General features: G+C 61.4%; 11 protein-coding genes and 1 pseudogene. 6 read left to right on the top strand and 6 right to left on the bottom strand.

Annotation, left to right across the window (positions count from 1 at the left end):
* Positions 1 to 592: pseudogene (locus QT222_RS13820) on the bottom strand (Single-stranded DNA binding protein); the annotation flags it as partial.
* A gap of 168 nt (positions 593 to 760) precedes the next feature.
* On the opposite strand from QT222_RS13820, the gene QT222_RS13815 reads away from it, so the two are divergent.
* Positions 761 to 1141: a DUF7510 family protein gene (locus QT222_RS13815; protein ID WP_491477500.1), complete on the top strand. Its 381-nt coding sequence runs from the start codon at positions 761 to 763 to the stop codon at positions 1139 to 1141.
* Positions 1142 to 1175: 34 nt separating this feature from the next.
* On the opposite strand, the gene QT222_RS13810 is transcribed toward QT222_RS13815, so the two are convergent.
* Positions 1176 to 2216: a glycosyltransferase family 4 protein gene (locus QT222_RS13810; RefSeq protein WP_004057051.1), complete on the bottom strand. Its 1041-nt coding sequence runs from the start codon at positions 2214 to 2216 to the stop codon at positions 1176 to 1178.
* A 117-nt stretch (positions 2217 to 2333) separates the two neighbouring features.
* Here QT222_RS13810 and QT222_RS13805 point away from each other — a divergent pair, with 117 nt between their 5' ends.
* The 3 genes from QT222_RS13805 to QT222_RS13795 all read left to right on the top strand — a co-directional run bounded on the left by QT222_RS13805 (position 2334) and on the right by QT222_RS13795 (position 3936).
* Positions 2334 to 2993 carry a 2,5-diamino-6-(ribosylamino)-4(3H)-pyrimidinone 5'-phosphate reductase gene (locus QT222_RS13805; RefSeq protein WP_491477499.1) on the top strand — a complete coding sequence of 220 codons (660 nt, stop codon included), beginning with the start codon at positions 2334 to 2336 and terminating at the stop codon, positions 2991 to 2993.
* A gap of 99 nt (positions 2994 to 3092) precedes the next feature.
* The gene (gene trxA / locus QT222_RS13800; protein ID WP_004057047.1) at positions 3093 to 3428 is read left to right on the top strand and encodes a thioredoxin; all 336 of its coding nucleotides are present in this window, start codon (positions 3093 to 3095) and stop codon (positions 3426 to 3428) included.
* Positions 3429 to 3726: 298 nt separating this feature from the next.
* Positions 3727 to 3936 carry a hypothetical protein gene (locus QT222_RS13795; RefSeq protein WP_491477498.1) on the top strand — a complete coding sequence of 70 codons (210 nt, stop codon included), beginning with the start codon at positions 3727 to 3729 and terminating at the stop codon, positions 3934 to 3936.
* Positions 3937 to 4023: 87 nt separating this feature from the next.
* On the opposite strand, the gene QT222_RS13790 is transcribed toward QT222_RS13795, so the two are convergent.
* Positions 4024 to 4341: a NifU family protein gene (locus QT222_RS13790; protein ID WP_169330951.1), complete on the bottom strand. Its 318-nt coding sequence runs from the start codon at positions 4339 to 4341 to the stop codon at positions 4024 to 4026.
* Between the two features lie 126 nt (positions 4342 to 4467).
* Between QT222_RS13790 and QT222_RS13785 the strand changes: the two genes are divergently transcribed.
* On the top strand, positions 4468 to 5184 hold the full coding sequence (locus tag QT222_RS13785; protein WP_004057041.1) for a ribosome assembly factor SBDS: 717 nt from the start codon (positions 4468 to 4470) through the stop codon (positions 5182 to 5184).
* 34 nt (positions 5185 to 5218) lie between these two features.
* Here the strand turns inward: QT222_RS13785 and QT222_RS13780 are convergent, their stop codons facing one another.
* Together QT222_RS13780 and QT222_RS13775 are read right to left on the bottom strand one after the other, a co-directional pair.
* Entirely contained in the window at positions 5219 to 5803 is a 585-nt protein-coding gene (locus tag QT222_RS13780; RefSeq protein ID WP_004057038.1) for a hypothetical protein, read from the bottom strand.
* A gap of 21 nt (positions 5804 to 5824) precedes the next feature.
* A complete protein-coding gene (locus QT222_RS13775) occupies positions 5825 to 6154 on the bottom strand; it encodes an FUN14 domain-containing protein (RefSeq protein ID WP_004057036.1) in 330 nt (109 codons plus the stop codon).
* A 324-nt stretch (positions 6155 to 6478) separates the two neighbouring features.
* Here QT222_RS13775 and hflX point away from each other — a divergent pair, with 324 nt between their 5' ends.
* Positions 6479 to 7774: a GTPase HflX gene (gene hflX, locus QT222_RS13770; RefSeq protein WP_004057034.1), complete on the top strand. Its 1296-nt coding sequence runs from the start codon at positions 6479 to 6481 to the stop codon at positions 7772 to 7774.
* A gap of 67 nt (positions 7775 to 7841) precedes the next feature.
* Here hflX and QT222_RS13765 read toward each other — a convergent pair.
* On the bottom strand, positions 7842 to 10841 hold a 3000-nt coding region (locus QT222_RS13765), incomplete at its 5' end, for a PGF-pre-PGF domain-containing protein (RefSeq protein ID WP_491477497.1).

Below are 10841 nucleotides of genomic sequence, written 5' to 3'. Positions count from 1 at the left end.
CGCCGTTACGGCCGTAGATGGTACGTTTGTCGTCAGCGAGATCGTGCACTTCGACGATTCGGTAGCGGTAACAGGCGGTGATGTCGATAAGGTCTTCCTCGCCACCGATTCGGTCGTCGTAGGGCGTCTCGTCAGGCTCGGATTCGACGCCGACAGTCGACGATGCGCCGATGTTGAGTTCCGGTTTGCCGTCCCACTCGCGGACGCCGGCGTTTCCGATAGTCACGGAGTCGCCGGGTTCGAAGCCAAAGTCCTGCCACGCCGTGTAGGAAATGACGCCGGACTCGTCTGCGAGTTCACCTTCGTGGATAGTCTGCGCATCGCCCTGGTAGACGATAGACCGCGTGCCGACGGTGAGGACGCGGACCGTCACCGAGACGTTACCGTCGTCAGGGTCGATATCGGCGATTTGCTTCGAGGACGGCGGGGCATCACTCCCCGAGGAGCCGCCGCCGTGTTTTCGGCGGACGCTCTGTTTAGCTTCGTCCAGCGGGACGCTGTACTGCAGGAGGTTCTGCAGGTCGGATTTGACCTCCTCTTTGTCGATACCGAGGGCGGAGGCAAGCTCCTCGGCATGCTGATCGATTTCCATCGGTGGGGCATTCGCCCCCATCGAATAAAAAGGATTGCCGGGGAGGGTACGGAAGGGTTGCCGGAGAGGGTGTGAAAGGGCTGACGTGGTGGGTGTGACAGAGCAGACGTGGAGAGAGAACTGGTGTGCGGGCGAATCACTAAGTGTTCGCGTGTCCGTTGGAGGCGTATGACAAACGACGAGACACCAGATGCGGATGCGGACGAAGGTGACGAGGTGTCCTTCTCCGTGACTATCGAGGACAGCTGGACGACTATCGTGATGGAAGGCGACAAAGACACCGCAGTCGTCGTCCGCTCGGCGTCCGGCGAGCGAATCTACCTCCCGCCAGAGGACTTTGCCACCGAACAGTCGAGCGACAGCGCCTCCCAGCGCTCGGACAGTCCCTACCAGTCGGCGTACGACTCGCCGTACCAGTCGGTCCAGACCGACGACTCGCCGTATCAGTCCGCGCGCGGGACGATGCCTCGCGAAGGGATGGTCCCGACCAGAGGCGGCTATCGGATTCGACACCCCGAACCCGTGACCGATGTTCGACTACTTCGGTGAGTCCTGTCCAATCTATCCCTCTCTATAAGCCCTGTCAGTCCGTTTCTTCGATGATTTCGTGGTAGAACGCCACCGTCTCGTCGACGACTTGGTCCCACGTGTACGGTTCGTACTCCGGTTCACCGTCGAGTGAGAGACCGTATTCGATACCGTCAGCGATAGAGCGCGAGTCCGGTTCGACTTCGATAACGCAGTCCTCCGGAAGCACCTCCGCTGCGCCGCTTTCGGTTGCGACGACGCGCGTCCCCGCTGAGAGGGCTTCGACGATTGTGATGCCGAAGGGTTCGGAGAGCGACGGCGAGACGAACAGGTCCGCGGAGGCGTAGTAGTCGCCGAGTTCTTCCTCGGGCACGTAGCCGACCCACTCGATTTGGTCCTCGACGTCGAGCAGTTCCGCGAATCGCTTGAGTTGCGCGGTGAGGTGGCCCGACCCGCCCATGACGAGCGTCACGTCCTCGCGGTCGAGTTTCTCCAGCGCGTAGACGAGATGCGAGATTCCCTTCTGGTCGGTGTGCCGACCGACGAAAAAGAGCATCTTGCCCTCGATTCCGAGTTCGTCCTTGAGGTCACGGCCCGTCGTCTCACACTCCGAAAAGCCGTTGTAGATGACTCGGCAGTCGCCGCCGTACTCCGCTTTGACCGTCTCTGCGAGCAGTTCACTCACCGCGAGGAGATGGTCACAGCGTTCGGCGATGCGGCGCTCGGTCTCGACTTCCCGCTGCGGCGGGTCGATATTGCGGTCTGACGACAGCGAGTGGAACGTCGTTACCCACTCGACGTCCTTGTTGTTCGACTTCGCGCGCGACCCCGGGCCGTAGCCGAACCAGTCGTGCGTGTGGACGATATCGGCGTCTGCGGCGCGCTCGGCGAACGTCGAGCCGAGTCGCCCGATTCGCGTGATGATGTCCCCTTCGCCCGTCGGGACACCGATGATGCCCTCACGGTCCGGGGCATACTCCGCCGGCAAGACGAGTTCGATATCGACGTCGTCACGCGCTTCGAGTCGCTCGAACAACTCGCCGACGTGTGTGTCGAGGCCGCCGCTGACGTTCGGCGGAAACCCCCACCCCAGCATGAGGACTCTGGCAGTCATTGATGGCACAATGTACCACAGATGCCTATTTAACTCCTGTCCGGAGATATTGCGACGGCCCACCGAAAGGCGTTTTCACGGGCCGACCGACTCCCGAGTATGCACGTCCACGTCAACGCCGCTATGAGTGTCGACGGCAAACTCTCCTCGCGCCGCCGAGAGCAAATCAAAATCAGCGGCGACGACGACTTCGCCCGCGTGGACGAGATTCGAGCGGATGCGGATGCCGTGCTCGTCGGCGTCGGCACCGTTCTCGCCGACGACCCACACCTGACGCTTGACGACTCCGCTCTCGTCTCGGCCCGGGCGTCACGGGACGAGACCGACCATCCGGCACGAGTCGTTGCGGATTCGCGGGCACGGACCCCGACCGACGCCCGAATCCTCGACGACGAGGCGACGACCTACGTCCTCGTCTCGGAGACTGCGCCGGAAGCACGCCGCGCCGCCCTCGAAGCGTCTGGCGCGGAAGTCGTCGTCGCGGGCGAAGAACGAGTGTCGTTTCTCGCCGCCCTCGAGGCGCTCGAAGCGCACGGCATCGAACAACTGATGGTCGAAGGCGGCGGCGAAGTCATCTTCTCGCTGTTTTCGGACGGTCTCGTGGACGAACTCTCGCTGTACGTCGGGTCGATGGTTATCGGCGGCCGCGACGCCCCCACGCTTGCAGACGGAGAGGGCTTCGTCGCTGACTTCCCACGACTTTCGCTGCGCGATGTCGAACGAATCGACGACGGCGTGCTCCTGACCTACGACTGCTAAAACCGCGGTCCTGTAGCTATCGAGGATCGCGCTTCGCGGTCGTGCACCACCGTGCAAACAGGCGCAATGAGTAAGAGTATCGCGGGAATATGTGAGGGCATGAGTTCACCAGAAGCGACCAGTGCACCTATCCACGTCGAGAGTTCGGATCACCTCGACGAACTTATCACCGACCACGAGGTCGTCCTCGTCGACTACCACGCCGAATGGTGTGGGCCGTGTAAGATGCTCGAACCCACCGTCGAGGAAATCGCCGAAGAGACCGACGCCGTCGTGGCGAAAGTAGATATCGACGAACTCCAGGAACTCGCTCGCAGCCAGCAGATTCGGAGCGTTCCGACACTCCAGTTCTACGCCCACGGCGAGCAACTAAAGGAGGTTATCGGCGTCCAGAGCAAAGAAGACCTCGTGGACATCATCGACGCCGCCGCGTAAGGACGACTGGTCCGGTCTCCGCTTCGTCGCCCTCGAAACGCTATTTTGGCAGTGTTTAAGCGATACTGGCGCGTGCAAATTTGTGGTGGTTGATAGCATAGATCAGATCAATCACTGACACAACTCATGGAGCCAGATTCACCGCGAGTGGTCACACAGCAGGATCTCGAAGCGGCCGAAGGCACCCCCGGTATCACCCGGAAGGTGGCCTTCCAAACGGACAATAACACGCTCGTCCAGGCGCACGTGGACGGCGGGGTCTCGTCAGGATGGCACCATCACGGTGACCGGCACGTCTATGCCCATCTCGTCGAGGGGGAGGCAGTTATCGAATACGGCCCGGGGGGGGAACGAACGACTCGAAGTCGAGGCTGGAGGGTTCTTCCACCTCCCGCCGAGGGTCGTACACCGCGACGTCAACCCCATCGACGAGCCGCAGCGGTGGATAATCAGCTTCGTCGGCACCGGGGTGCTCGTCGAGAACGTCGACGGTCCGGGCCCAGAATAAACTGCCTCGGGGTCAAACCCCCGAGACTTCCGCGTGACGTTCTCACCGGAACGGTAGAGTCGGAGGGCGCTCAGAACGGGAGGGCGCTCAGAACGGCGCGTCGGACACGTCGGGTTCGAATCCAGAGCCCGGTTCGTCGTCGTCGTAAGAGCCGCCGGTCGAAGCGTGCACCGCGTCGATTTCGTCGAACTCGGCGACCAGCCGTGATTTGAGTGCTTGAATCGTCATCGGCGAGATACCGCAGCCGGAACACGCGCCGGTAAGCGAAATCCACACTTCTCCAGTTTCCTCGTCGAGCGCGTCGATACCCGCACTGCCGCCGTGCATCTGAATCTGCGGGAAGTTTCGGCGCATGAACAACTCGATGCGCTCTTCGAGGGACTTCTCCGGCGCTTGTGAAGTCATACCGAAAGGTGTGGGGTGGGCGAGCATAACGGTTTCTTCGCGGGGGAAGCTGGCTGGTTTCGTGGGACCCCGGTGCTGTCGGCGAGTCGGCGAGGGCTTTTTAGCACGGAGAGAGTATCGGAACCTATGATTTCACTCGACGAGGCAGTCACGGCCCGCCTGGAATCTCACGGCGCGCGCTTCGAGGTGCTCATCGACCCCGACGCGGCACTGGCACTGAAACGCGACGAGTTCGACGGTGACCTTGAAGATGTCATCGCCGCCGAGGACGTATTCGAGGATGCATCCCGCGGCGACCGCCCCGCCGAGAACGACCTCGAAAAGGTGTTCGGAACGACCGACCCGCTGGAGATTATCCCCCAAGTCGTAAAGAAAGGAGAAATCCAGATTACAGCGGAACAGCGCCGCGAGATGCAAGAACAAAAGCGTAAGTCGCTCATCAACCGTATCGCTCGCAACGCGGTGAACCCGCAGATGAACGACTCGCCGCACCCGCCGGAGCGAATCGAGCGAGCGCTCGAAGAAGCCGGATTCAAAATCGACCCGATGGAGCCAGTCGAATCGCAGGTCGACGACGCACTCGACGCGCTCCGACCCGTCTTGCCCATCAAGTTCGCCGAAGTCACTGTCGCCGTTCAACTCCCCGCCGAGTACGCCGGGAGCGGACAGGCGCAGATTCGAAGTTACGGCGAACTCGAACGTGAAGAGTGGCAAAGCGACGGCTCGTGGGTCGGTGTCATCACGTTCCCCGCGGGGATGCAGAACGACTTCTACGACAAAGTGAACAACATCACGAGCGGGACAGCCGAGACCCGCATCGTGAAAGACGAAGACGACCTGTAACGACCGATAGACGACTCGGTTTGTCTTTTTCCACCTAGTCGTTAGCTAGGCCCCGTATGATGGCGTAACTAACGAAGAACGGTGCGAGGGTCGGCACCGCCGTGGACGAGACCTCGATAGCGAGTGCCACCGAAACCGATAGTTCACTCGCATGCTGTACGGCAAGGAACGACGAGGTGAGAGCCAGAACTTGGATGAACGCGGCACCGATTAAGAACACTACACCAGTGTGGACAGTGGCCCGAACGGTACCCATCGATTCCGGCGTCGAAACGCGCGACGGCGGGACAATCGAGTCTACCGCGATTAGCAACCCACCAGCCAGCACGAGCAGAATACTGTGATACTCGTACGAATACGGGGACGGCAGGCCGTCGAGGACTTTTGTGACGCTTCCGACTGCCGCAAACAGGAAATAAGACATCGAAAACGCACGGATTCCAGTGGAGATGCCACGAGAGTACCCGAGAATAAACTCACTTCGTCTTCGACCGTTCAGATGAGCGTATATTTTCGGCGAGAAGCGGTCCGCAATGGCGTCTCTGTACTGGATGGTTCGATACCACATCGCCACGAGAAGAACGAAAATTAGGAGTCCAACAGCGGTTCTGTGAGACATTCGCGCAACACCAACCGGCGGTTATCCCTTTTTGAAGCCGGCGAGGAAGCCGCCAGAGAAGCCGGCGGAGACCGAAAGCGTCGAGAGGATAGTCGAAATCCAGTTCGGCGGCGCGCCCGTAGCCGCGCCCTGCGTCGCCTGCACGAGACCGCCGGTGAGGCGTTCCCAGTCAACGGAAAGAATGCCGCGCGATTCGAGGAATTTGAACACGGCGAGTTGAAGCCCGACGATGACGGCAATGAGCTTTGCCACTTTCTTGGCGGCAAAGCCGATAACACCGCCGACGACGGCCCCGCTGCCGAACTCTAACCCGAGTTGCTGCGGATCGAGGCTTAGTTGTAAGGGATCCATACGGGCAACATCCTGCGTATTCCTATAAGTGACTTGTGGGAAACTGGCGCGACTGCTGGTAAGTTCGCCCAGTTGGAGGAAGCGGCACCAAGAGGTCGTCGCCGAAGATATTCGAACGCAGGTAAGTACGTTCGAACGCAGGTGAGGCTACATTCGAACGCGGGTAATCTACAAGACTCCGGGCAACCAAGCGCGGGTATGGAACGGGAGGTGACGAGCCGCCATCTCGACGTGTAAGCCCGGCCGAACGGGGCTTAAGTGCCTCCGGCGGCTAGTACTAACTGACACAGTGCAGGAAACGTACCCCACATCCGAGGTGCGACGATGACGCGCGTCGTCGTCGCAAAGCGTGTCGACCGCGGAGACGCCGACCTCACCGAAATCTCCGACCTCGCCCGCGCGGCGGGCTACGACGTGGTCGCGACCCTCTCGCAGACCCGCGAAGAGGACGCCGCGTTCCACTTCGGCGAGGGGAAAGTCGGTGAATTAGCGTCGCTCGTCGCTCGCGAGGACGCCTCGGCCGTCATCTTCGATAACCGACTGGGCCCGTACCAGACGTACAATATCGCCCAGAAACTCCCCGACGACGTCGAGGTTATCGACCGCTTTACGCTCATCCTCGAAATATTCGGTCAGCGGGCGAACACCCGCAAGGCGCAGTTACAGGTCGAACTCGCCGAGTTACGCTACGAACTCCCGCGCGCCGAGGCGAAGGCGTCGCTGGCAAAGCGCGACGAGCGCCCCGGGTTCATGGGGCTTGGCGAGTACGACGAGAGTCGCGAGCGCGACATCAAAGCGCAGATTTCGCGCATCAAAAACGAACTCGACGCCATCGCGGAGAAAGAAGAAACGCGGCGCGAACAGCGCCGCGAGTCGGGCTTCGACCTCGTTGCCCTCGCGGGCTATACGAACGCCGGCAAGTCGACGCTGATGCAACGGCTCGCGGCGGACTTGGAGGTCGGACAGAACGAAGACCTCCATCCGGACCTCGACCCGACCGCTGAGTCCGAAGACAAACTGTTTACGACGCTCGGAACGACGACGCGGCGGGCTGAAACGGGCAAACGAGACGTTCTACTCACTGACACCGTTGGATTCGTCTCCGACCTCCCGCACTGGCTCGTCGAGTCGTTCAAATCCACGCTCGATTCCGTCTATCGCGCAGACCTCGTGTTGCTCGTGGTTGACGCGTCGGAACCGCTCGAAGAGATGCGTGAAAAGCTCATCACCAGCCACGACACGCTCTACGAGCGCAACGAGGCACCCATCGTCACCGTGTTCAACAAGATTGACAAGGTCGACGACGAGGAACTCGAAGAAAAGCGCGCGGCGCTCTCGGCGCTCGCACCGAACCCCGTCGCAGTGTCGGGACTCACCGGCGAGAACGTCGAGGCGTTGGCAGAGCGCGTCGAGCGCGAACTTCCCGCGTGGGAACACGAGCGACTGCTCCTCCCGATGGCTGACGAGGCGATGAGCCTTGTCTCGTGGCTCTACGACCACGCGCACGTCGAACGCGAGGACTACGAAGGCGAACAGGTCCACGTCGAGTTCGAAGCGCGCCCCGCAATCGTCGAAAAGGCGCGGGCGAAGGCGGCGTCGCTATCAGCTGCGCCAAAGTAGCGCTCTCGTCACACCGGACGGAGCGCTCTCGATTCGTTTTTCAAAAAGTTCCCGCACGAACGGTGACTTAGTCGCGCCAAACCCGCGCAGCGACCAGTGCGAGTGCGGTGAGGGCGACCGTGACACCGAATCCAGGGGCGTCGCTCTGGGTGGTCTGGGCCGCCGTCGTGGTCGTCTCGGAAGCGGTAGTCTCGCTCGCCGGTTCAGTCTGTGTAGCGTCCTCGGTCGTCGTCTCGTTGCCAGTATCTGCGTGCTGGGACGAAATTGCGAACACGGAGAACCCTGGCGTCACGGCGGCGTAGCGGTCACCACCGAGGTGGGTCGTCTCCAGCGTCTGCCCCTCGCCGTCGTGATAGCGAGACAGCGTGACATTCGCCGGGTCCGTGCCGGTCTGTTCGAGTCGGTCAGACGGGACGGTGAACGTGATTGTCGCGTCCTCGATGTCCTCGTCGGTCGTCCCGGAGAGGTCAATTTGTAGGTAGTCAATCACGGCCACATCCGTCGAATCGTCCGAATCCGCGCCCGTGTATTCGGGCGTTCCGTCGGGTACCTCGTCTGCCGAACTGACCGAGACGCCGAGTTCGGGCGCCGTCGACGAGAGGTTGAGGTCGAGTTTCGAGACCGATGGCTGCGTGTCGTTCGACGCGGCTTCCGCTTGCGTCGCGTTCGCCGCAGTCTCGTTCGTTTCGGTCGTGTTCGTGGTGGTGTTCGATGCGGTACTCAGCTGTTCGAGGTCGATGCTCACCGTCTCCTCTGACGAGGCGTTCGTGACCGTCACCGTGGTCTCCTCGCCGTTCGACGTGACACTGGCGGCGTCCGCACCAGCGACCGAGACCGTCACGTCGGTACTGTCGTTCGAACTCGTGGTGGTCGTACTGTCGTCGTCTGTATCCACCGGTTCGGCATCGTCGTCATCGTCATCGCTCGTCGACGACGAGGGTTCAGACTCAGACGAAGTCGTCGAGTCGGACGAGGAGGACGAATCGCTCGACTCAGAGTCGGTTTCTTCCGCAGGTGCCAGATTGATCTGCCCGGCGGAGTAGTGGATGTCAAAGCCAATATCGATACTGCTGTCCGAGTTAGACTGGGCGTTGACCGTCTTGTTCTCGCCCTCGTAATCCGCGGACAGGTCAGATGGGGACGACACCCCCCACTGGTTCAACAGGGCCGACGGGAGTGTCGCCTCGAACCGCCCCGTGTTGTTGTCGCCATCGACGGTCCTGTGCGGGCCAGCGACTTCGACTTCGAGCTGCCCAGCAGTCTCGTTGTATCGCGGTGGCGTGAACGCCTGCGCGTCCGTACCGATGACGAGCCCCGACATGTTCGGGTTATACTGCTGGACGCTATCGTTCGAGACGAACGCGAGCGAGAACATCGGCTTGAACGCGGCGTTCGCCTGGTCCTCACTCTCGGAAAGCGTCTCCCAGTCACTCACTCCCGACGCGTTGCTGGTGTACTGCGACTCGATTGGGTTCCCCGTGACGTTCACCTCGTAATAGGTGGACTTGTTGGTCACGTTCATCGAGACGTTCTGTGCCGTCGCGATGAGGACGCCCGGTTCGTACGAGTGGTTGACGTGGAGCGTCACCCGAATCTCTGAGTCGTTCGCCAGACCGGTTCCAGAGAGGTTCTGCGGCCACGTCTTCTGGTAGTCGTTGAGGTCGAACTGAAGCAGTCCACCCTGTCCCGACGGTGGAGCGACAGACGACTCGACGACCGTCGTGTTCGTGGGGCCGGAGACGACGCTCCAGTCGGTGACAGTCGCGAGGTCGTCGACGGCGACCGAGACGGGCGTCTCGTTACCGACGGCGAGTTGGTAGGTCCCCGAAGTGTACGAACTCCCGTAGGACACGAGGACGCTCACGTTTCGTTCGCTGTTCGGTTGCACCTCGAAGGTACTGCTGTTGAGCGCCTCGTACGAGCCTGTCTTCGGGTAGACGTGGACCGTGTAGTTCTGTGCGGTGCTGCCAGTGTTGTTCAGCGTGACGTTCACTGGGTACGACTGGCCCTTGAACAGCGGGTCGTCTTCGACGACGTACGAATCGAGCGTGACGTTGTTCGTGACGTTCACGGAGAATACGTCCTCGGCGACGGGGTTGAGCGACGCCCACTGCATCGAGTCGTCGATGACCGCCGCACGAACGCGGTACTCGCCTGCTGCGGCCTTCGCGGGCAGCGTGAACGTCACGGACCCGTCGAGCGTGGACAGCGAGTCGTTGTAGTCGATGACCCCGTTGGGGCCGCGGAGCGTGAGGTTCGCGTCCGTGAGGGACACGGAGTTCGTCACGTTGTACTGCACGGTCACGTCGACTGTCGACCCGGTCGTCGTCGACTGGTCGGAGACAGTTACGTTCGACGCGGAGGAACTCGAACCGCCCCCATCGTTGGTATCGTTAATCTGCACGCTCGTCGCCGTCTCGTTGTTGACCGTGAGGTCCTGTGTCGTCCCTTCGACCGACGAACCGTAGGCGACAGAGAGGTTGACCGTGGTCGTCGCGCCGCCCGCGAGCGTCTGTGTCGTGTTGTTCATCGGCGTCGAGTTCCACGACTGCCCGTAGACGCGGGCCTCGAACGTCTCAGAGACGCCTCCGGTATTGTTCAGGGTTGCGTTAACCCAGAACGTCTCACCTGGGTCGACTGCTGTCTCAGAGACGGTGTAAGAATCGATGGTGACGTTCCCGCCGGAGTCGACGACGAACATCTGCGAGACGATTCCCTGTCCCGAGGAACTGTTGTACGTCGACGCGGCGAGTCGCTTCGCACCCGTGTCCAGAGCGCCGTCCGGGATGCTCATCGTCGTCGAATCGGCCAACGGTGGACTGCTCGAATTCGAGACCAGCGTCCCCTGTCCCGCCGGGTCGACGACGCTCACGGTGAGGTCCGACTGGTCGACTGCGCCCGTCACATTGTATGCAACCCCGATATCTGTCGTCTGCCCCGGTGTAATCGTGGTCTGTGCCTGTGCCTGTACCTCGGGTGAAGAAGATGGAACTGTCAACCCGGCGGCGGCCGTCACCATCGCTCCGAGCGGAACGACCGAGGTGACGACGACGAACACCACCAGAAG

It is taken from the genome of Haloferax sp. s1 (genome assembly GCF_058382125.1).
The sequence above is the reverse complement of the archived record's forward strand: the minus strand, read 5'-3'. Positions and strand labels throughout refer to the sequence as shown.

Coding starts and splice junctions, on each gene's coding strand:
- trxA (WP_004057047.1), top strand. CDS start 3,093: ATGAGTTCACCAGAAGCGACCAGTGCACCTATCCACGTCGAGAGTTCG.
- QT222_RS13810 (WP_004057051.1), bottom strand. CDS start 2,216: ATGCTGGGGTGGGGGTTTCCGCCGAACGTCAGCGGCGGCCTCGACACA.
- QT222_RS13795 (WP_491477498.1), top strand. CDS start 3,727: ATGCCCATCTCGTCGAGGGGGAGGCAGTTATCGAATACGGCCCGGGGG.
- QT222_RS13775 (WP_004057036.1), bottom strand. CDS start 6,154: ATGGATCCCTTACAACTAAGCCTCGATCCGCAGCAACTCGGGTTAGAG.
- QT222_RS13780 (WP_004057038.1), bottom strand. CDS start 5,803: ATGTCTCACAGAACCGCTGTTGGACTCCTAATTTTCGTTCTTCTCGTG.
- QT222_RS13785 (WP_004057041.1), top strand. CDS start 4,468: ATGATTTCACTCGACGAGGCAGTCACGGCCCGCCTGGAATCTCACGGC.
- QT222_RS13815 (WP_491477500.1), top strand. CDS start 761: ATGACAAACGACGAGACACCAGATGCGGATGCGGACGAAGGTGACGAG.
- QT222_RS13805 (WP_491477499.1), top strand. CDS start 2,334: ATGCACGTCCACGTCAACGCCGCTATGAGTGTCGACGGCAAACTCTCC.
- hflX (WP_004057034.1), top strand. CDS start 6,479: ATGACGCGCGTCGTCGTCGCAAAGCGTGTCGACCGCGGAGACGCCGAC.
- QT222_RS13790 (WP_169330951.1), bottom strand. CDS start 4,341: ATGACTTCACAAGCGCCGGAGAAGTCCCTCGAAGAGCGCATCGAGTTG.